This is a genomic window from Candidatus Anstonellales archaeon, assembly GCA_038869735.1.
In the GTDB taxonomy this organism is placed as follows: domain Archaea; phylum Micrarchaeota; class Micrarchaeia; order Anstonellales; family CG1-02-47-40; genus JAWCQO01.
In genome coordinates this window covers 46,513-67,641 of the sequence record JAWCQO010000004.1, presented here as the reverse complement: position 1 = coordinate 67,641, position 21,129 = coordinate 46,513, and the positions used below count along the sequence as shown (strand labels likewise).

The 21,129-nt window shown below is 38.3% G+C and carries 22 protein-coding genes and 1 tRNA gene; 9 read left to right on the top strand and 14 right to left on the bottom strand.

Translation table 11 applies throughout. The features are described 5' to 3' along the window. Window positions 1-5: 5 nt before the first annotated feature. Genes QXF67_02595 through QXF67_02565 form a run of 7 tightly spaced genes read right to left on the bottom strand, consistent with a single transcriptional unit; the run spans window position 6 to window position 6,398 of the window. The gene (locus QXF67_02595; GenBank protein ID MEM3060401.1) at window positions 6-287 is read right to left on the bottom strand and encodes an MGMT family protein; all 282 of its coding nucleotides are present in this window, start codon (window positions 285-287) and stop codon (window positions 6-8) included. Between the two features lie 12 nt (window positions 288-299). Beyond that, window positions 300-1,430 (bottom strand): MFS transporter, encoded by a 1,131-nt coding sequence (locus QXF67_02590; protein ID MEM3060400.1) that lies wholly within the window; start codon window positions 1,428-1,430, stop codon window positions 300-302. A 30-nt stretch (window positions 1,431-1,460) separates the two neighbouring features. Beyond that, window positions 1,461-2,336 carry a class I SAM-dependent methyltransferase gene (locus QXF67_02585; GenBank protein MEM3060399.1) on the bottom strand — a complete coding sequence of 292 codons (876 nt, stop codon included), beginning with the start codon at window positions 2,334-2,336 and terminating at the stop codon, window positions 1,461-1,463. A gap of 8 nt (window positions 2,337-2,344) precedes the next feature. Beyond that, entirely contained in the window at window positions 2,345-3,463 is a 1,119-nt protein-coding gene (gene dnaJ, locus QXF67_02580; protein ID MEM3060398.1) for a molecular chaperone DnaJ, read from the bottom strand. An 18-nt stretch (window positions 3,464-3,481) separates the two neighbouring features. Continuing rightward, on the bottom strand, window positions 3,482-5,359 hold the full coding sequence (dnaK, locus tag QXF67_02575) for a molecular chaperone DnaK (protein MEM3060397.1): 1,878 nt from the start codon (window positions 5,357-5,359) through the stop codon (window positions 3,482-3,484). A 16-nt stretch (window positions 5,360-5,375) separates the two neighbouring features. Then, window positions 5,376-5,882, bottom strand: a complete 507-nt coding sequence (locus tag QXF67_02570; GenBank protein MEM3060396.1) for a nucleotide exchange factor GrpE — start codon at window positions 5,880-5,882, stop codon at window positions 5,376-5,378. 39 nt (window positions 5,883-5,921) lie between these two features. Further along, window positions 5,922-6,398 carry a winged helix-turn-helix transcriptional regulator gene (locus tag QXF67_02565; GenBank protein MEM3060395.1) on the bottom strand — a complete coding sequence of 159 codons (477 nt, stop codon included), beginning with the start codon at window positions 6,396-6,398 and terminating at the stop codon, window positions 5,922-5,924. Window positions 6,399-6,459: 61 nt separating this feature from the next. Between QXF67_02565 and QXF67_02560 the strand changes: the two genes are divergently transcribed. The 3 genes from QXF67_02560 to QXF67_02550 all read left to right on the top strand — a co-directional run bounded on the left by QXF67_02560 (window position 6,460) and on the right by QXF67_02550 (window position 8,854). Beyond that, a complete protein-coding gene (locus QXF67_02560) occupies window positions 6,460-7,260 on the top strand; it encodes an inositol monophosphatase (protein ID MEM3060394.1) in 801 nt (266 codons plus the stop codon). Window positions 7,261-7,383: 123 nt separating this feature from the next. Continuing rightward, window positions 7,384-8,514 carry a thioredoxin family protein gene (locus QXF67_02555; protein ID MEM3060393.1) on the top strand — a complete coding sequence of 377 codons (1,131 nt, stop codon included), beginning with the start codon at window positions 7,384-7,386 and terminating at the stop codon, window positions 8,512-8,514. A gap of 31 nt (window positions 8,515-8,545) precedes the next feature. After that, complete coding sequence (locus tag QXF67_02550; GenBank protein MEM3060392.1) at window positions 8,546-8,854, top strand: hypothetical protein; 309 nt, start codon at window positions 8,546-8,548, stop codon at window positions 8,852-8,854. 818 nt (window positions 8,855-9,672) lie between these two features. Here QXF67_02550 and QXF67_02545 read toward each other — a convergent pair. Together QXF67_02545 and QXF67_02540 are read right to left on the bottom strand one after the other, a co-directional pair. Next, on the bottom strand, window positions 9,673-10,263 hold the full coding sequence (locus tag QXF67_02545) for a hypothetical protein (GenBank protein MEM3060391.1): 591 nt from the start codon (window positions 10,261-10,263) through the stop codon (window positions 9,673-9,675). A gap of 34 nt (window positions 10,264-10,297) precedes the next feature. Further along, entirely contained in the window at window positions 10,298-11,227 is a 930-nt protein-coding gene (locus QXF67_02540; protein ID MEM3060390.1) for a hypothetical protein, read from the bottom strand. Window positions 11,228-11,359: 132 nt separating this feature from the next. Between QXF67_02540 and QXF67_02535 the strand changes: the two genes are divergently transcribed. Then, window positions 11,360-12,373, top strand: coding sequence for a deaminase (locus QXF67_02535; GenBank protein ID MEM3060389.1), 1,014 nt, complete (start codon window positions 11,360-11,362; stop codon window positions 12,371-12,373). Here the strand turns inward: QXF67_02535 and QXF67_02530 are convergent. Next, window positions 12,330-12,686 (bottom strand): hypothetical protein, encoded by a 357-nt coding sequence (locus QXF67_02530; protein ID MEM3060388.1) that lies wholly within the window; start codon window positions 12,684-12,686, stop codon window positions 12,330-12,332. The genes QXF67_02535 and QXF67_02530 overlap by 44 nt on opposite strands. A 59-nt stretch (window positions 12,687-12,745) precedes the next feature. Next, window positions 12,746-13,297 (bottom strand): cob(I)yrinic acid a,c-diamide adenosyltransferase, encoded by a 552-nt coding sequence (locus tag QXF67_02525; protein ID MEM3060387.1) that lies wholly within the window; start codon window positions 13,295-13,297, stop codon window positions 12,746-12,748. Window positions 13,298-13,423: 126 nt separating this feature from the next. On the opposite strand from QXF67_02525, the gene QXF67_02520 reads away from it, so the two are divergent. The 4 genes from QXF67_02520 (at window position 13,424) to QXF67_02505 (ending at window position 17,148) form a co-directional block, all read left to right on the top strand. Beyond that, the gene (locus QXF67_02520) at window positions 13,424-14,056 is read left to right on the top strand and encodes a ribulose-phosphate 3-epimerase (GenBank protein ID MEM3060386.1); all 633 of its coding nucleotides are present in this window, start codon (window positions 13,424-13,426) and stop codon (window positions 14,054-14,056) included. Window positions 14,057-14,084: 28 nt separating this feature from the next. Next, window positions 14,085-14,942 (top strand): transketolase, encoded by an 858-nt coding sequence (locus QXF67_02515; protein ID MEM3060385.1) that lies wholly within the window; start codon window positions 14,085-14,087, stop codon window positions 14,940-14,942. Window positions 14,943-14,949: 7 nt separating this feature from the next. Continuing rightward, window positions 14,950-15,933 carry a transketolase family protein gene (locus QXF67_02510; GenBank protein MEM3060384.1) on the top strand — a complete coding sequence of 328 codons (984 nt, stop codon included), beginning with the start codon at window positions 14,950-14,952 and terminating at the stop codon, window positions 15,931-15,933. 522 nt (window positions 15,934-16,455) lie between these two features. After that, window positions 16,456-17,148 carry a hypothetical protein gene (locus tag QXF67_02505; protein ID MEM3060383.1) on the top strand — a complete coding sequence of 231 codons (693 nt, stop codon included), beginning with the start codon at window positions 16,456-16,458 and terminating at the stop codon, window positions 17,146-17,148. A 297-nt stretch (window positions 17,149-17,445) separates the two neighbouring features. Here the strand turns inward: QXF67_02505 and QXF67_02500 are convergent. Continuing rightward, a tRNA-Asn gene (locus QXF67_02500) sits at window positions 17,446-17,517 on the bottom strand. Window positions 17,518-17,612: 95 nt separating this feature from the next. Between QXF67_02500 and QXF67_02495 the strand changes: the two genes are divergently transcribed. Further along, complete coding sequence (locus tag QXF67_02495; protein ID MEM3060382.1) at window positions 17,613-18,176, top strand: nitroreductase family protein; 564 nt, start codon at window positions 17,613-17,615, stop codon at window positions 18,174-18,176. Window positions 18,177-18,212: 36 nt separating this feature from the next. Here QXF67_02495 and QXF67_02490 read toward each other — a convergent pair whose 3' ends face one another. Beyond that, window positions 18,213-19,805: a hypothetical protein gene (locus tag QXF67_02490; protein ID MEM3060381.1), complete on the bottom strand. Its 1,593-nt coding sequence runs from the start codon at window positions 19,803-19,805 to the stop codon at window positions 18,213-18,215. 3 nt (window positions 19,806-19,808) lie between these two features. Further along, window positions 19,809-20,987, bottom strand: a complete 1,179-nt coding sequence (locus QXF67_02485) for a hypothetical protein (protein ID MEM3060380.1) — start codon at window positions 20,985-20,987, stop codon at window positions 19,809-19,811. Between the last annotated feature and the right edge of the window lie 142 nt (window positions 20,988-21,129).

The window sequence follows — 21,129 nt, the reverse complement described above, 5'->3', positions numbered from 1 at the left end:
ATTATTTATCCTCTCCAGCCCTCTTTTTTCAGTAATCTCTTTTTTTGAGTCTCATCACTCTTTCCTAAGTACCCTCCAACTTTGCCATTAGATTTAATTACGCGGTGACAGGGGATAAGTAGGGGAAAGGGATTTTTAGATAAGGCATTTCCGACAGCGCGGCATGCTTTATTTCTTCCGATACTTTTGGCTATGTCCATGTAGGTTCTAACCTCACCTTTCGGTATCTTCAAGCATTCTAACAACACCGTCCTTTCAAACCGTGTAAGCTTTCTAAGTTCTCTCATACTGAATACCTTCTAGTATAATTCTTTAGCAGCAAAAAAACAGTATATGCCCATAAGTAGAGCACAAATATAAAAACTGTTTATAAAACCGAGTGATTCGACTAAATAACCTGAAACGGCAAGGAAAAAGGTTGTAGCAAGATGGGCAGGCACATGTAAAAGACCAACATCGGTTGCAGCAGTTTTTGATCGGTAAGTTCCTTTAACTATAAATCTTTCCCACAAAATGGAGCCTAGACCATCACCAAAAGCCATCATTCCGACCCCAAGCCATATACTTTTTTTAAAAGAAAGTAAGAGTACTCCAACTGAAAAGAAAGCAAAGCATAAGAGTGCTAATCGCTTTATGGGTAATCCTGCTTTCTTTGTAATAGGAAAAGCAAAAGAAGAAATTAAATAGTAAGCTCCAATCAAAACTCCGATTTGGCTATAATTAAAGTTCATTTTATTTAAGTAAAGTGGTAGCAGAAAGCCTAAAGGAAGTGAGGTTGCGGGCATTGCCGGGAGCATATAGATAGCCATCTTCCATAGTCTAGCACTTTTTTTTCGCAAGTCAAGTCTTTCAACAATTTTATTTACATCTTCCCTGAAAAGTCTGCTAGTACCTAGAGAAAAACTTAACAAAAAGAGTATAAACGAGAGGATACCAAGAAACATAAATGTAAGCTCAAAACCTATATAGAAAACAACGAATCCAGATATTATTGTTCCTGCACCAAAAGCAAAAAGCCTTGTGGATGCGAGTCTTGCAAACTCATCTTCTACCCTTTTCTCTTGGGTAAGCTTCATCGCTTCGAGTCGGTTTACTGCCCAAATGGCGCCTCCTCTGAGACCTTCCAAAATTCGACCTGCACTATAAGATACGATGTTTGTAGCATTCATATACAAGAATGAGGCTACCGTGCCTGCTGCAGCATTGAAAATAAAAAATGGTTTAGTACCGATTCCATCTGCAATTGAAGCAAAGATGACTCTTGATACTGTAAAAATAAGAGGCAATAATGCAACTATCCAGCCTATCGAAACGAGATCTATGTTTCTTGCGTTAAGTGAAAGCGGCACCAGTACAGTAAAGGCTGCTACTAAGAAAGAGTCTATAACATTGAAGGTATGAAATTTAAGAATCCTAAAGTTTGAGATCATTTTGTAACACCAATCAAGACATCAACGCATCTATGGTTTTTTTATTTGGAGATGATAAAAGTCGTCATCCTCAATAATATTGTCATAAGATTTTATATAATAAAGCCCATCCTTTTTTTCTTTTACTCTAACGTTATGACCTATAAATCTTTCTATAAATCTGCGTTGCTTCTCTATTTTACATATCCCCCCCTGGGCCTTCATTATTGCAGTCAGAAGAGGAAAATTGACATCGCATGTTATCTGCTGGCCGTATTCCCTACAAATAAATGAATTCCATATATCGATATCGCAATCTAAGATATCGGAGCGATGATAAAAGCCATAATCAAATACGTGGATGAACCCATTTGAATTTAAATTTGCAAAAATATTGGTCAAAAAATTACAGGCTTTAAAATTAAATGGTATTTTACGGTTATCTTCTAGTCGATCAAGAAACTTCAGGACTATCTCTCTTTTTTTTCTATCTCGAGGTAAACAATTTTTGGAATGAAGCTCTACTTTTAAATCGGAAATTAGTTCGTTCATTACAACAAAATCAAATTTGAAATTTTCTAGCTTATCCCTTTCGGCATCAAAAACTATGAGATTACACAATTTTTTAAATCTAAGGAGCCTTTTTTGTGCATCTTTTAACATTTGTTTAGAAAAGTCAAAAAGGGAATATGAAATGTCAAGGTCTGCTCTCTTTTTGGTAATATAATCCAAAAACTGATATGCAAAATTTCCATTCCCAACACCAAATTCTGCTATTGAATATTTTTTTGTCTTTGCTTTGAAACTCTGCAAAAAATGTTTTGCAGTGCATTTTGCAATAGCCGTATCGGAACTCGCAAAGGTTAGGAAATCCGCATAAATCTTCTTCCCTTTTTTTGAATAATACTCTCTGTTTTTATTTATCAATTAAATCATCAACCAAAAATGGCTTCAAAGAAATTCTTCTTTGGTTCCACTCTTCCAAGTTTTCTTAAAGCTTCCTTTTCTTCAGAAGTTAGATTTGTTGGTGTTTGGACTACAACTCTTACGTATAAGTCCCCTCTTCTGTTTCCTTTTAACTCAGGCATGCCTTCACCTTTAATTCTAAAGAAAGTATGGGTCTGAGTCCCCGGAGGGATTTTTAGTTTCATCTTCCCGCCTCCGATCGTCGGGACTTGGATAATATCACCCAGTCCTGCCTGAGCGAAAGAGATTGGTATATCCATATATAGGTCCTTCCCTTCTCGCTTAAATAGTGGATGCTCTTTTATATAGACCGTAATGTAGAGATCACCATACCCATCCTTTCCAAATTCGCCTAACCTACTCAGCCGAAGGTGTGTCCCACTTTCGATTCCCTTAGGAATTGATACTTCCAGATCTTCATCTTTTTTCAGAGTACCTCTCCCGTTGCATTTTTGGCACGGAAAGGTTACTTCCCTTCCTTCACCTCTGCATCTTTGACAAGTTGTTGTGGTTACAATATTTCCAAAAGGACCAATCTGCCTAAAGCTTTGTACATAGCCCTTCCCACCACAGGAGCTGCAATCTAGAATATCCCTTTTTGTTCTCGCACCGCTGCCCTCACAGTAAGAACAGAGGGTTGACCTGGAAAATGATATCTTTTTCTTAACACCCTGTGCTGCTTCCTCCAGCGTTATTTCTAGGTCGTATTGTAAATCAGCGCCGATATCCGCTCTTCTTTTTCTCCCTTGACTTCCAAAAAAGGAGGAGAAAATGTCGTCAAACCCTCTCCCAAATCCAAACTCTCTAAATATCTCCTCAAAATCAACTCCTCTAAATATGTCCTCCTGTGAGAAACGCTGGTCAAAGCCAGCATGGCCATACTGGTCGTATACCGCTCTCTTGTGGTCATCAGATAATACGGCATATGCTTCCGATATCTCCTTAAACTTTTCTTCAGCATCAGGCGACTTATTCCTATCTGGATGATATTCAAGTGCAAGTTTCCTGTAGGCTTTTTTTATATCCTCTTTTGAGGCATTTTTGGGAATACCCAAAACCTCGTAATAGTCGCGCTTGACAGATGACATTCACTCAGGCCGTCCTGCTCAACCACTTTTTTTATCATCAACTTTTTCGTAATCCGCATCAACAACCCTTTCATCTTCTTTTTTGCTTTTTCTCTCATTTTCTGTTCTGTCTTCACTTTTTTCAGATTCCGCCCGGTGTGCTGATGCTTCTTGATATATTTTTGTCCCTATTTTATTAAGTTCCCTTGAAAGATTCTCTCTTTTTTCTTTTATCCTTTCAACGTTATTTGACTTTAAGGCGTCTTTTAAGTCCTCAATAGCTTCACTGATCTTCTTTCCTTCTTCCGGTTTTATTTTGTCCTTAAATTCAGATATTGTCTTTTCTGCTGTGTAAAGAAGAGCTTCTGCGTCATTCTTCAATTCTGCTTCCTCTTTTAATCTTTTGTCTACATCAGCATATTTTTCTGCTTCCTCCATTTTTTTCTTGATTTCTTCTTCACTCATTTTATGCGGCGCTGTAATCTGGATCTTTTGTTCTTTTCCTGTTCCCAAATCTTTTGCACTTACATGCAATATACCGTTTACATCAATATCGAAGGTAACCTCAATTTGTGGAACGCCACGCGGCGCGGGAGGTATCCCAATGAGAGAGAATCTTCCAAGCTCAATATTATCCTTAGCCATTGCTCTCTCGCCTTGCAGAACGTGGATTTCCACTGATGTCTGATTATCTGCTGCAGTTGTAAAAATTTGTGATTTTCTGGTAGGAATAGTGGTATTTCGCTCAATAAGTTTCGTAAACACGCCTCCCAAAGTCTCTATTCCGAGTGAGAGTGGAGTAACGTCAAGCAAAAGTAAGTCTTTTACTTCTCCTGCCAAAACTCCGCCCTGGATTGCTGCTCCAATTGCAACGCACTCCATAGGATCGACCCCTCGCTCGGGCATTCTACCAACAACCTTTTTGACAAATTCCTGGACGATTGGCATTCTGGTAGGTCCACCAACCAAAATTACTTTGGTTATGTCGCTACTATTCATTTTTGCATCAGCTAAAGCACGTTCAACGGGTTTTCTGCATCTTTCTATTATTGGGTAAACAAGTTCCTCTAGTTTTGCTCGTGTTAAGGTATATGTAAAGTGTAGAGGGCCTGAAGCGTTTGCACTCAAGAATGGTAGATTGATTGTAGATTCGTATACAGAAGATAACTCTATCTTTGCTTTTTCTGCTGCCTCGCGAAGTCGAGCTAGCGCCTGTTTATCGGAAGCTAAGTCAACTCCTGTCTGCCTGCGAAATTCCGAAACAAGATAATCTACGATTGCATTGTCCATATCTGTTCCACCAAGTTGGGTATCTCCTGAGGTTGCTTTCACTTCAAAAACTTTGTTTCCAAATTCCATTATAGTGACATCTAGTGTTCCCCCACCCAAGTCGAAAACTAGGATTTTTTCTTCTCTATCACCCTTGTCTAATCCATAAGCCAAAGAAGCTGCAGTAGGTTCATTTATTATTCTGACGACGTCCAAACCAGCAATTCGTCCCGCATCTTTTGTGGCTTGCCTTTGATTGTCGTCAAAGTACGCTGGAACTGTAATTACTGCCTTTTCTACTTTCGTTCCAAGAAAAGACTCGGCATCTTGTTTTATCTTTTGCAAGATGAACGCCGATATTTCTTGCGGCGTGTACTCTTTACCGAATATTTTGTATTTGTAGTCTGTTCCCATCTTTCGTTTTGCAGCATAAATAGTGCCCTCAGGATTGGTAACTGCCTGTCTTCTTGCCGGTTCTCCTACAAGCCTTTTTCCATCCTTTGTAAATGCAACATAGGAAGGAAAAGATTTTCCATATTGAGTTGTTCCTTCAGCAGAAGGAATAATTGTAGGTTTCCCTCCTTCAAGGACAGCAGCAGCTGAATTTGAAGTTCCTAAATCTATACCGATAATTTTTTCACTTACCATTTAATTCACCTCTCTATTACTTTTTGCTGACTACAACCTTCGCATATCTGATTACCTTACCTTTGAACTTGTAACCAGGAGAGATAACACGAATTATTCTTCCATCTTCATTGCCTTTTTCCAAAAGTACTGCTTCGTGGATTGATTCATCAAAAGTTCCATCAGTGTTGATCTTCTCTAGTCCTTCTCGTTCCATCAAAGAAAAGATTTTCTCTTTTATTAGGAGTATACCCTTCTTTGCTTGTTCGTCCTCGACAGAGTCTACAGCGGCCTCTAAATCGTCTAACACCGGTAAGAGGGACAGAATCATCTTTTCTTCACCTCTACGCAAAAGCTCCGTCTTTTCCTTTTCCATCCTTTTTTTATAGTTGTCAAACTCAGCTGCTAGTCGCAAATATTTATCTTTTAATTCATCAATGGGACTTGGTTTCTCTAAAGCTGGTTCATCTCTTCCGCTTTCTTCTTCGGATTTCTGTTCTCCCTTTTTTTCAGGGACTTGGTTTATCTCGGTTTCTGATACCATTATCCCAACCCAGATATTAACGTTCGGTGAAATGAAGGTTTATTGGACCTCAATTTTAACCCATTTCTCTGAGCTTCTTGATGATGAAGTCCGAAAATTCTCCTTTCTCTTTGATTTAATGTGAAAGTCAAGCTCACGAGCAATTTTTAGAAATTCTTCCATTTCATCAAGCATTTTTTCTCTCAGTTGTTCTACAATTTCCTCGTAGCTATTGAATAGAAGGCGATATTTTGAATCCTTTTTTTTGACTATGCCGGCGCTTTCTAATCTTTTCATATGGTGTATACATGTAATACGATTAAGTCCTGAGATTCTTGAAAGCTCAGAACAACCGATTTCCTTACTTGGGCCTATTTCCATTATATAACGCATAAGTTTGGCAGCAGTAGCTCCCGTATCTCTCTCTGAAAGCAGTCTTATACCTCTACATAAAGTTACTAGCTCGCTATTTATAGATAGAACATTATCTATGTAGAAACGCTTTTTTCCTACATCAATCCTTATTTTATTTTCCATGATTAGTTATATGCACAAGAGAATATTTAAATGTTAATACCATATTGACAGGAAGATAGAAATGAGATTTGAACAATTTATAACTGATACTCTAAAAAGAGCAGGTGTAATAGCAAACAGATATTGTAGAAAGAAGTTGTCGGTTTCTTATAAGAGTGTCCAGGAAGTCGTAACGCGGGCTGATTATGAGTCAGAAAGAATAATTGCCGGGATGATAAAAAAGAGCTTTCCTACTCACTCGATTTGGAGCGAGGAAAAAATTAGAATAAAGAGAAAGTCAGAATACTGCTGGTATATAGACCCAATTGACGGTACTAACAATTATTTTAGAAGCATACCAATTTGGGGTATTTCACTCGCGTTATATAAAGGGGCCGTACCTGTTGCAGGAGGAATGCTTTTTCCTCTGGAAAATGAACTTTATTATGCAGAAGCGAACAAGGGAGCATATCTCAATGGTAAAAAATTGCATGTTTCGAAAATAAGAACGCTAAAAGATGCAGTTTTTGTTCTTGATGACATTTCACACCTAGACGCCGTTAAAAGCTCTAATGAAAGCCTTTCTTCGTTTTCAAAAAACTTTTTTCAACTTCGAATATTTGGAGCTGCCTGTTATACGTATGCGCTTTTAGCCAAGGGAGCTATAGATGCATGCTTTCATCAAAACTTAAAACCCGGAGACTTTGCTGCAGGAAAATTGCTTGTGAAAGAGGCTGGAGGATTAGTAGAAGAGGTTAGGCGTGAAGAGATTGGTATGAATAAAAAAACAACAATTCTTGCAAGCAACAGGAAGCTTCATGACAAAATTAGAAAATTTTTACTCAAAAAAGAAGAAACAAACTTTATAAATAAAAAGACGTAAATAACAACCTTCCATTTTGAAGGTAAGTTGATGATAGGTAGTATATTTTTTAGCATTAAAAGTTTTCTATCGGATGATTTTAACAGATTTCTGGTTGTTTTTCTGATTGCATTAGGTTCGCTGGTGTATTTTACCAGCCAGTACGAGACAGTAAAAGTAGAAAAGCCATTGTTTGAAGTTCACTTTTTCTATTCTCCAACCTGTCCGCATTGTTCTGCTCAAAAACCATTCAACGAGGAGCTTATGAAGAGATATCCACAAGTCCAGTGGGTATACCACGACGTTGAAATTGAAAGAGAAGCAACCATTTATCTCGAAACGGTTGAGAGATTAAAGATTCCCCGAATTGGCACTCCAACAACAGTAATAGGAGACTGCTATTCTGTTGGATGGGAGTCCAGAGAAACGACTGGGGCGTATATTGAACAGTGCATAAAGCAAAAACTTGAAAATAGGAGTTCTACCAGATTTGAGGAGGTATATGAAAGAGGGGCTGCGGCTGAAAGGTCCTATGAAATAGAAGCTCCTCTCATTGGAAAAATAGATTTAAAGCGCTATTCGCTTCCCATGCTTGCAGTAATCCTTGGATTAATAGATGGTTTTAATCCTTGTGCAATGTGGGTTTTAGTGTATTTAATTGGAGTCGTTGCAACATTAAACGAACCAAAAAAAAGTTGGCTTATAGTGGGGACTTTTTTACTTGCATCTGGAGTACTCTATTTTCTTTTTATGACCGCTTGGCTTAACTTCTTTCTTATTTTAGGTTATGTACGGTTAATTACTGTAATTGTTGGAGTAGTTGCAGTAGGCGGGGGGATATTAAGTATTAAGGAGTATGTTGAGGTTGGGGGGCGAGTTACTTGCAAAGTAGATGACCCCTCTGAAAAAAAAGAAAAAGCTGGCATCATCGAGACTATAGCGTCATCTCCGCTTAGTACCGCTACAATTATTGCAATAGTTGGTTTAGCCTTTACGGTAAATTCAATTGAATTTATCTGCTCATCTGCAATTCCTGCTGTTTTTACCCAGATACTCGCTCTTTCTAACTTGTCATTTTTAGAATACTACGGATACATTCTCCTCTATGACATTTTCTATATGTTGGATGATCTAATTATCTTCTCTTTAGCTACTTTTGCAATCTCAAAGATTTATATCGGTGAAAAGTATGCAGGCTATTGTAAGATAATCGGCGGCTTATTGTTGCTTATTCTCGGACTTGTCCTCCTCTTTGCTCCTCAGCTTCTGAGATAGGCTTTTTTATTTAACCTTTCATCTATTTGTTATGAAAAAGATTATTTTCGCATTCGTTTTTCTTTTTTTTATTGGTGGCTGTATTAGCACAAGCTCCAAACCATACAAAGAAATAGGGTTTCTATGTTCAAATTGCAAGAACGCTACAGACCCGCTTATTTATTGCGCAGAAATGTGTGAGACAGTAGCTTATGTTTGTAATTTGGACTTACTTTATGCAATGCTCTTAAATGATACAGTAAGCGACGTAGGAACGCCAACATGCAAATGCGAGTTTCAATATTATGATATAAACCAACTAAAATGTACAACTAAAGCTTCTGAAGTAGTTGGCTCATAAAAGTGGTTTTAACGTAGTTACCAATAAGATGCTAAAGACACCTAGGTAGTGTATTAATATCCACAGGATGGTTGTCTTTGAGAAATGTAGATTAATCTAGTGGGTTAACGCCCGTTCTCCAATCCCAGCTTTGGCGAAAAGTCAGCAAATAGAGAATCAAACATCATTGTTTCGAAAGAGAAAAGGGCTTCCAAGTCAATTTTCTGGGAGCTGTTTTTCAGAATCTATTCTTGAGTCTTCCATTCGAAGTAGATAATTGATAGAGATTTGTAAACTTTCAACTCGACATTAGTCTATAAGTGTAGTCGTAGAATCTCTGTATTTGCATATAAAACTAAAAAAATATTAGAAAAACTAAAAGAAAATCGGATAAAGCAACAGAAATTAAAATGCTCCATAATATGGCTCTATAAACTGCGTTCTATGACTCGTATAGCATAAAAAATTTTACTATTTAGATAAACCTAAATCTTTTTTTATTTTATAAGTAAACCAAAACTGGTTAGTTTGATGCATTTTTTCATTTTTTGAGCTATCTTTTAATTGGAAGCCCGCTTCTGCCATCACAGATAACCACTCAACACTTTAACAGTAAACCAAAAATGAAGAGAGGCAGTGCTACGAAAAGTTTTGGTTTACTTTTATAATAAATTATTTATTTATTAGGTTTACTTTATAAAGATATAAAATTGATTGGAGTGAAACAGGAAAGTTGTAATTAGATTAAAAAAATATAAGTACTCGCAAATTTTTCTCTCGTGAAGTTTGAAAAGTTGTATTATTTTGCCCCTTAGATGAGCCCAAAAGGAACAAAAACCTTACAAGATTAAATCTGAGTTTATTGGGATTTTTAGGTTATACCTCCCTTTTTCCATAGCAATTGCTCTTAACTCGGCTGTTACGCGTCTGATGCAGGACTCTTTGTAACATCCAAAAACAAAGATAATAGAATCATTCAGGGCTTTGCGAATGCGGTCATATCCTCCATACATAATATTAAATTGTGTTTTTTGTGGATTGCGCCATGCTTTTTCATCATCATATGGAGATTCTATCTCACCTATTGTTGACATAAAATAAGTACTATGACTATAAGAATGCGCCTGAATCGAGAAAAAAAAGTTTGAAGTGACCTTTGCCCCGCTTTCAGACTCCACAAAGAGAATTGTCCTTTTCCAAACTTCTGTTGGAAGAGCGGATACAAAGGAAATCAGCCTTTCTTTATATTCAAGATAGCGGGAAAAAGATGCAATGAAACTCTGAGGATTAGTTTCAGGATAGAGGATGTGGACACCTAAAATTGGAATTTCTTCTTTTGAGAGTAATCTAGCTAGTCGTGTCATGTTCCTTTCGCTTTCTATTTCTCGCACTAGGATGTGTAATTTCTCTCTATTTTTTGGAATTAGCAAGTTTCTCATATTTTCCACAAACTTTTTAAAAATTCTAATATTGTTTTAGATATTGATTATCAACAGGTTTTAATGACCAGGTATATGATAGTAATTTTTCTATTCTTTGGACCTCACGTTTGAAGAATGATAACAGATACTGATCATCGGGGTTAAGATTATCTTTATCTGTTAGCTCCGCTATCCTCTTTTTTGCGATATTCAAATTCGTTTCAAGTTGAATAATTCGTCTTCTTTTATCTTCAATAGTTAATGTTGAGTTTATAGTTCCCCCTTTCAATTGAGAATTGAATATTATCTCAGTTATTAGGATTTCCAATATTTTTTCTCTTGCTAACAGATCGTGAAGAATAGGTGAATTTTGGTTAGAATTAGATTCTCCCAATGAGGATATTGCTCTCCGTACTTCAAAAAGCTCTTTTTGTAGGCGTTTAATCTTTTTGTAGGCGTTTAATCGATTTTTTTTTACGATGGGCGAAAGAGCTGTATTTTCTTTATCTTTACTTGCGATACTCTGTGTTTTATTGCCGCCTGTACTTTCGTTGCGTTGACTAGAAGCAAAGCTCACGCTTTCTCCGTTTTTAAAGTTGGCTGATAATTTGGGTTTGGTTTTCGGTTTTTTTGCATGTACTTGTTGCTCTGGCGTTTCATCCAAAAGAGGTGGTTTTTTTGATAGCTCTCTCTTTAATTGTAGTTTTGAAACAAAAAGAGAGCGCAACTCATCTAAGGCTTTTAACTCTAAAGCAAGTTCTGACCTCTTTCTTCTACCATAGGGGGTATGTCTACCCTCAAGTCGTCTGAGGTGTGCACTAACAATTCGAAATCTGGTGGTTGTTTTTCTTAAATATCTTTGGATGTTGGATATGGATAAAGCATCTAAATCAATGTTCTTTCCAGAAAAAATTAGGTTAGCTACTTTGTCTTTGAATTGTTGCACGGTCACTTCATCGTTGGTGGTAATCATTATTGTTATATTTAAACGAACTAAGTTTAAATGATTTTTGGTGGGTAAATGGGGAAAAGGGAAGTGGGCTAAGAAGCTTTTTAATGAATTGCATGTAAAGATTGTGTTTGGGAGGCGAATGGAGGCGGCTTTATGATTATAGGATTAACAGGAGAAAATTGTGCAGGAAAAGGAACTGTTGCAGAATATCTCACGAAAAGGAGCTTTTATTATTACTCTTTGTCAGACGCCATTCGGGAGGATTTAGCAAAAAACGGAATGAGTATTACGAGAGAAAACTTGATTAAACGCGGAAATGAATTGCGAGATAAGTATGGTCCGGGGATACTTGCAGAGAGGATTATGCAAAAAATAGAACTCAACCCTGACAAAAACTTTGTGGTAGATTCGTTTAGAAATCCGGCAGAAGTGGAGGTTTTTAGAAAAAGAAAGGATTTTGTATTAGTATATGTTACTGCAAGTCAACGTGTTAGGTTTGAAAGGATGAGAAAAAGGGGTAGGGAGGGTGATCCAAATACCTTTGACGCTTTTTTGAAAATCGAGGAAGAAGAAGCAAAGAATGAAGAAAAAACAAAACAGAATACCCATGCTACCTATCAGATGGCTGACAAAAAGATCGAAAACGAACTTGATTTTAAAAATCTTTATATGTTGATAGATGGACTCTTAGCAACTCTTTCAAAGGATTTTGTTCCTGACAGACCTTCCTGGGACGAATATTTTATGAGCATAGCAAAAATAGTCGCTTCTCGAAGTAATTGTATAAAGCGAAAAGTTGCAGCAGTTATAGTAAAGGACAAACGCATTATTTCTACCGGGTATAATGGGACGCCGCGCGGATGTATAAACTGTAACGAGGGCGGATGCAAGAGGTGCAACTCTTTTGAAGAGAGCGGTAAGAATCTCTCAGAATGTGTTTGCGCCCATGCAGAAGAAAACGCGATTTCTCAGGCAGCATATCACGGAATTTCTGTTGCTCGCTCAACCATCTACGTAACTTACTCTCCATGTCTCATGTGTGCAAGAATGATTATAAACTCTGGGATTAGAGAGGTAGTTTATAATGCAGATTACCCAATGACAAATGAAACCTCCGAGTTATTCAAACAGGCAGGAGTTTTGATGAGGCAGTATAAGCTGGATTAATTTTGGATACCTCCTCCTTTTTATCCTCATTTGCTGAGTTATCATTTGTTGAATTACCATAATCATTTTTTTCATTTTCAGATTTGACTTTGATCTCCTCGTCAGCTAATTTTTTTGCAAAAATATGAAGGTACTTCTTTATCCGCGAGCTCTTATCAAGATTAAGCAGATGTTTATGAAAGACTGAACGGATAAAGATGCGATTTAAATTGGGATAACACCTATACAGCGACTGGAGAGCTTCTTGCGAGGCGCGGGGGTCAAGGTCATAAGAGTTTTGAACGTTTTCTTTTAGTTGACTTTTTATAATCACGAACAACACCAACAGCAGTTAACCGTTTAACGGCTTATTGAAACTTATATTATTGGAACCTATATCTTCCATAGTTCCTCATCTTCTCCTCTATCTTTGTTTGATTTTCTTGCAAGCAAGAAAAGAAGGTCGGATAAGCGGTTTAAGTATATTTGGACGTTCATGTTTAGAGGTTCCTTTTCCATTAGATTACAAACACTTCTTTCTGACCTTCGGCAAACCGATCTAGAAACGTGAAAAATGGCTGCCAAAGTTGTTCCGCTGGGATACAAAAAACTTGAAATCCGCGGAAGCTCTGCTTCTAATTTATCTATTTCCTTCTCAATTTCGTGTATGTGAGAAGCCTCGATTTTAATACGTTTGTTTGGCTCTTTACTTAAAATCTCCTTTGTACTTGCAAGCTCTGAACAAACAATAAAGAGGTCTGATTGAATCCTTTTGAGAAGAGCGTCAAGGTACTTATCCTTATTTATGCTTCTTGCAACACCTATGAATGAGCTTAGCTCATCTACAGAGCCATAGGCTTCTATTCTGGGGTTAAACTTTTGAACTAGCTCGCCGGATAATAGGCGCGTTTTACCCCCATCGCCTCCCTTAGTATAAATGGGCACATATGAATTTTGTTAGTTTTCTTTATAATTGTTTTGATGCTTCTCTCTGTCGCAATAACGAGTAGATTTTTAAGTCGAATGCGGATGTTTTAAATATTAAATGTATCAAGAATTAGGGGAGGGATTATGGTTGAAATAGTTCCTGCTATTCTTTCCAAAACACAAGAAGATTTCGAAAGAAAGGCAAGAGAAGTTGCTGGGCTTGTAAATCGTGTTCAAGTTGATTTGATGGACGGAGAATTCGTGCCAAATAAAACACTTCAGCCGGAAGAATTGCCTCCAACACCTCCCGGCTCCGAGGTAGAATACCACTTGATGGTAAAGGATCCTGAGGGTTACATAAAAAGAATAGGAAAAAAGCACGCAACTTACATATTTCATTACGAATCCTGCGGAGAACAGTCAGGCAAGTTGGCACATAAAATAAGAGCAATGGGCTCGGGGGTTGGGATTGCCATCTCCCCAGATACTCCAGCAGAGAGAATCAAGGATTTGGTAGACTACAGCGTAATTGATACTGTCCTTGTGATGACAGTTTACCCAGGCTTTTCGGGGCAAAAATACATAAAGGCAGTCGAAGCCAAAATCAGAAAAATAAGATGGTGGAATCCAGGTATAAGAATTGAAGTGGATGGCGGTGTAAATGAAAAGACTGCTCCGGGCGCAATAAGAGCAGGTGCAAATGCACTTGCCGTTGCAAGTGCAATCTTTGAAAGTCAAAATATTAGAAAGGCAATTGAAAGTTTAAGCCATTTATAAGAATCTATAACGAGACGAGGAGAGGGGCATGGTTAGGAGGCAACGGGTTGATTCTGACAAAGAGCTTAAACTGATTGCCAATACAATAAGACAAGATGTAGTCAAGATGGTAGGGATGGCTAAATCTGGACATGTAGCTGGAGCGTTGGGGCTTGCAGAAATATTTTCTGTCCTATTCTTTTCAGAAATGAATTTCGACGTCAAAAACCCTCGGTGGGAGGAGAGGGATAGATTTGTATTGTCGAATGGTCATGTCTGCGCGGCTTACTATTCTGCAATGGCACATGCAGGATATTTTCCTATAAATGAACTTGATAGGTTTAGGCAACTTGGCTCGCCACTACAAGGCCACCCTTCAAGAAAGTATCTTGCATTCATAGAGAACTCCTCAGGCCCTTTGGGAGAGGGACTTGGGGTCTCATGTGGAATTGCACTTGCGATGAGGCTGGATGGGAGGAATGCGAGAGTTTATTGCATAACATCTGATGGTGAACATCAGGAAGGAAGCACATGGGAGGCTGTGCTGTTTGCAGCAAAATATGGACTAGATAACCTAACGGTTATAATGGATAGAAACTACATACAAATAGATGGCAACACTGAAGAGATAATGCCTCTTGAGCCAATTGAAGAGAAGTATAGAGCATTCAATTGGAACGTAATTTCGATTGATGGGAACAACATTGTAGAGATAAAGGATGCTCTTGCCAACGCAAAAAAGACGGGAGGAAAACCCACGATGATAATTGCAAGAACGGTTCCAGGAAAGGGGGTATCCTTTATGGAGAGAAATCATAGATGGCACGGCACTCCGCCAAAGGAGGACGAGACAAAAAGAGCCATCGCAGAACTGGAAGCGGAAAGAAGAAGAATTGAGATGGAGTAGATTAGAGATGGAGTTAAACCAAGGAATGCACCTCCTCGATCCGCTTTCACCCGACTTAATCCACGAATCAACACGTGAGGGTTTTGGGAAGGCTCTCCTTGAACTTGGTAATATAAATAAGAATGTTGTTGTGCTTACTGCTGATTTGGCAGAATCTGTGAGGGCCCACTATTTTGCAAAAAAGTATCCTGAAAGATTTTTTCAGTGTGGAGTTGCGGAACAAAATATGGCATGTGTCTCTAGCGGACTTGCATATGAGGGAAAAATACCGTTTATGACTTCTTTTGGCATATTCTCCCCTGGAAGAAATTGGGAGCAGATTAGAACTGCTATCTGTTATGGTGAGGCAAACGTAAAAATAGTCTCATCACATACGGGAGTAACGGTTGGGGAGGATGGTGCGACTCACCAAGCGCTAGAGGACATTGCCATTATGCGGAGCCTGCCAAAAATGAGGATATTTGTCCCTTGTGATTACGAGCAAACTAAAAAAGCTGTCTTTGAAGCCGCAAAAATTGAAGGTCCTGTATATATAAGATGCGGGCGGGAGAAAATGCCTGTTTTTACAACAGAAAAAACCCCATTTGAACCTGGAAAGATTTCGGTTTACAAGGATGGGGATGATGTTACTATTTTTGCGTGCGGTTCAATGGTACATGAAAGTCTACTAGCCGCAGATATTCTTGAGAGAGAAGGTATAAGCGCAGCTGTTCTCAATGTATATGATTTGGTTGAAATCGACCAAAGCTGCATAGAAAAATATGCAAAAAAATGTTCTCTATTTGTTACTGTTGAAGAACACCAAATAAAGGGAGGACTTGGAAGCGCCATATGCGAAGTGGCCTCTGAAATTCAGCCTGTAAGAGTTAAAAGAATAGGGATGAGGATGGAATTTGGAGAGACAGGAAGAGGACTGGAGCTGTTAAAACACTTTGGACTCTGCTTTGAAAACATCGTCAGAACCGTCAAGGAAGAGCTTAAGCGGAAATAAGTTCTAAATGATAAGGATGGACGGAAGGCTGGCTGAAAGGGTTTTGGCACTGAAATTTCGTTTTCTTTAGTTAGTTGTGAAGTAATATAGTTAAAGTGAATATTGTCGATATCCTAGAGAAGCGGCAATTTGACTTTTTGGGTGGGGCTTTCTTAGTTTGGTAGAGTCAGCTTCTATGCAAGCGTTTTTGATTCATATACATTAGAGATGAAACTCACAGCGAAGCATAATATTCTCTGTTTGAAGTCCCTCTGTTAGAGATCCTATTAGAAGCGCTATTAGGAAATAAATTAAGGTTATTGAGAAAAAGCACCATAGACTAGAAAGATTAGAAGTTGGCTGGAAAATTAGCGACACAGAAAAAATAATTCTTATGATTTTTAAAGCTGTGCACAAACGAAGTTATAATTGTTAAATGGTGACAAACCGATGGTTAAAAAGAGTTGATGTTCTGTTCAAAATTTCAAATGTTTACTTAAAGTTCGATTAGAGGTAATATTTAAAAGGTACTATATCCCCAAAGTGATTTTAGATATATGCGGTATAAAGAGAATAACTATGGAATCTCAGAGATTAAATTCAATTTTTAAATGCTTTGATTCTTTTATAGGAAACATAAAAAAAAGAGATAAACTAATATATCTTACACTATTGATTGTTGTAATATTAGAGTTATTCTTATATACTAACATGTTTGGTGTATTTGGTACAGATCAGTATAATCGGTATATCTTTTTTTCTATTCTAATTATATGCACAGGTTTGGTAATACTCGTCTCCTGTCTGCTTGTGGAGGCAAGCCTGAAGATACTCGATACCGAAAGCGAACCATTAGGTGAGGAGGAATATCATTATCTTGAGACTCTGCGATATTATATAATTTTAGGGATAACAACAAGTATTGCTACATCAACAATTATTATAATCGGAATTGGACTGTACTATCAACCAGAATGCGAAAATAAAGGTGAACAAGCAAATCATTTTGGTTTATTATCTGATCTTATATTGGTTGTTTTGAATGAGATAGAATCGTTTGGTTTTCTTTATGAGGTTCTTTTATTTTTGATTGTATTGAGCTTGGCGTTGTTATTCATAGCCGTATTGTCGCTTGGATTGGCCATTTCCATCAGATTAGCTTCAAAAGGAAAGCCTCCTTCTCTAGACAAGAAAAAAAACAACAAAGTTGGTGGAAATGTTATAGGTAAGAAATGAATGGTGTATACGGCCTATATAAGGAGCTTAAGAAGAGCGAGCGTTGGGCCTCTTTTGAATCTAAAAAAATGAATAGATTATATTCGATTCTCATGGGACTCTCATCATAGGGTTGTAATCACCTTTTGCGATTTGCTTTCAACCTAACCGCTCTTTTTGTAGGAAACTTTCAGTAATGATTTAACTATCTATCTGTATCTTGATTGTTATTTGATATTCATTTTGAATGCCTGATTATAGGATGTTACAAGCCAGCTACCAGAAGCTGCTGATGATGATAAAATTTCAGATTGCAAGCGCCCCGGGCAAGACTCGAACTTGCGGCCTACTGGTTAACAGCCAGCCGCTCTACCACTGAGCTACCGGGGCAAGCTATAGGGTGGATTATGTTGAGAATTTATTTTAAAGCGTTATGAAAAGTTCTTTTTTCTGTTATGATTTTTTATTTTTACTTAGCTTTAAATATGCTAATCTTAAACAGAGATGACTCCGAGAGGGAAAGGGATATGGATGTAAAAGAAGCAATTTTGGGAAGGCGGTCCATAAGAGCATATTTGAATAAAAAAATAGATAGGAAGATAATAGATGAACTTGTAGATGCAATGAGATTTGCACCTTCAAGCGGTAATCTGGAAAGCCGGAATTTTTATTTTGTCACGAATGAAGCCCTAAGAAAAAAAATTGCTTTATGCTGTGGGGAAATGCAGGAGGAGTTTATATCATCTGCCCCTCTTATCGTCGTTGCATGCGCTGACAGGCGGATAGAGAAAAAATACGGAAAAAGAGGAGTAGAACTATATTCTATAATGGATGTTGCAGCATCTGTGGAGAATCTTCATATAAGAGCTTACTCTCTTGGTCTTGGGACCGTTTGGGTTGGAGCATTTGATGAGGAAGAGGTTCGTGAGGTTTTGAGTATTCCTCCTCATCTTCGTCCAATAACTATTGTGCCAGTGGGCTACCCTGCGGAAAAACCGGAAGTTCCGCCAAAAAAGGTATTAGACGAAGTCTTTACTTTTTTGGAATGAACCGAACCTTTTTGAAAGAAAAACCGCTAGATAACCTCACTCTTCAACATGTATAAACTTCTCAACGATTGCGCTGTAAGCCGGCCTGCTTATTAGTACACCAAGTAGGGATCCAGAAACGTGAGCTGTAGCAAATCCGATTATCTCGACCATTCCTGAAAAGAGAAGAGGAACCATCGCGATAACTGCCACAGTGGCATTTGTCAAAATGATTGAAAATGCATTTTGGAGTTTTTTTTGGGTCGTTTGAGACCCACGCTTTAGCAATTCGTCGGTAACTACAACCTGTGCATCAACCGAAACCCCAATTGCTGCGATTATACCTGCCATTGTACCGAGGTCTATTGAAAATGCTCCTAGAAAGGAGACAAGAATTATCATTTCAGAAATGCTTATGAAGATAACCGGTAGGACCAATCTGGGATTGCGATATCTTAATGCTACGAGTAATGAGATAAGCACAAGCGCGATTGCAGCGCCGATTATGCTCATTTTAAGAAACTCTCTTCCAAGAGGGGCAGGTATCGTAGTGGTGGAACCAAGAGATATTTGAACAGGAAATGCACCTCCTTTCAATATTGATTCAATCTCTTTGGCCCTTTGTCTTGCAGAAATAACCCTCTGCTGACCCGTACCTTCACCAGGTCCCGTAATTTGATAGGAGTAGCTAGGCGCTCCGGTTGTGACAGAAGGTACCAAATAGGGACTTGAGAGAAGACCTACTGCTGACCATTTTGAAACAACGGCTCGAAAGTTTGAGAACGGTTGGTTTGGCACTACAAATTCTGGTACGATCTCTTGACTTGTCTTTTCAACCAACTGGAATCCTCTTGATGTTAGAGTTGCTTTTATTTCATTGGATACGCTAGATTCAATAATAGCACGTGTCTTGTTGGTCTTTGGAAATAAAGTCTGGTTATAGCTGTTGAAATCTTCTTCAAAATAAAGCTGGATCGAGCCGCCTTCTTCTTCAGATAAGTTCAAGGCAAACTCAGCTGCCTTTATTAGGTCATCTTCGACTATGGATGCCCCGAATAAGGTATAGCTTGGTTCTAAAAATGACTTCTTTTTCATTATAATAATGGAATCTTTTGGTCTATCTAGAAACATAAAGAGGGGATAGTTTGCTTTTCCCTTTGCCACTTGGGCAAAGCGCAATGCGCCCTTTTGAGTTATTGTAAATGAGACGCCCCAATCAGCTCCTCCTTGAAGAAACTGCGGAGACACCTGCACTATGGTTCCGGCAAATATATCATCTCCCTTAATTGCTACACGTCCGTCGATTATTCCTTCGTAAACTCCCTGCTGAGAAAGTATATGTTGGACCTGAGAAACGAGTGCAGGATCAGAACTTGGAACTTCTACATAAATCTGGGAGTTGCCAACTCCCCTTACCTTTACCTCGGTCAACCCGAGCGTTGCTGTTCTTGTTTTTATGGATTCGACCATTTCTAGCATCGTTGCTGAATCGACGCCCGTTTCAAGAACAACAGGTATGCGTGTTCCTCCTGAAAAATCTATTCCAAATTTTATCCCGTTCAGTAACGAATAAAGAAGAGCAGCTAAGGTAAGAAACACCAATAACAAAATGCGCCTGTCAGACAATATCGAAAAGGTAGTATTTTTCATTAGTTATTCCTTCCTTTCATAAAGAGAAGCGAAGTGGGTTTTTATTGCCTCTGCTTCCTTTTCTTTCTTTTCCGCATACCAAAGAATGATAACGGCGTTAAGTCCCCATGTAGCAAACAAATCACCAAAAAGACCGGCAAGAGCAACTGAGGATATTTCGTAATATGTAGATATGTTTGTTGCGAGTGAGAGGATGAGAAGGGATGCAAACGCAGTAATTGCTGCCATACTCATAGTTGAACCCGTTTTCATTGATTCAAAAGCTCTATCGCGGGCTCTTCCCTCCGACCTCTTGAGGGTGCGCATCGTAAGAAGGATGTCGGTGTCAAGGGAAAAACCTATTAACATAAGTAGAGCTGCAAATGAAGCGAGAGTAAGTGGTATTCCAAAAAGACCCATTGCGCCCAATGCTATGATTATATCTGATGCCGCTCCAATCAGTACGGCAATACTAGGTATAAATGTGCGAAAAACAAAAAAAACAACTGCTATTGAAAGCGCCGATGAGACCAGAATAACCCATAATGCTGAGGAGAGGAATCTCTCTGAAAGCGTTGAGGAGACTAGCTCAAAGGATATTGACGAGTAAGGGATGTGTTTTTCTATTGTGCTTCTTATTTTTGTTTGATAATCACTATTGATAGAGTTATACGCATCGCTAACCATTCTGCGGAGCTCGTTGGTGCTATTGGCTTTGGCAGCTTGTTTATTAAGTCCTGCTAACAGAAATAGTTCATCTGCATACAAGTTAAGTCTTTCGCGAGCTTCTGTATACTTTTCTTTTGCATCGGGCGAAATTCCGGTAGATGTTGAGTTTGGGTCTGACTCTAGAACAGATGCATCAGCTTCAAGCCGCGAAGCGTCGTCAACAAGTGAAAAGAATTCTTCCTTTATTTTTTCTGCTCTTGATATATTTTCATCAAGAGGGAAGCTTATTTCAATCGAGTTGCCTATAGCTGTCTCTATCTGCTTGATGCTTACCGCTGTTTTAAGCTCGCTTTGGAGAGTGGATTCAGCTATACTTATATTTACTGGAGCAGAAGTATGGAGGGTGATTAAGACTCCGCCCTTAAAGTCCACACCTTGTTTTATTTGCGGTATAAAAAAAATGGATGTTAATATTAAAATCAGAGGGAAAATCACAAGTCGCTTATAGTTACCTTCGTATATGTTGGGTATCATTAGCATGTACCTGCGCATAGCATAGTTTTATTTGTGCTGTTAAGTATATGTTAGACGAATATCTTTATATTTAAGTCATCTTTGTTTCTTAAGTTTTTTCTAAAGTATTGTTCTGAGACATTTATCTAGCTTTCTAAAAGCT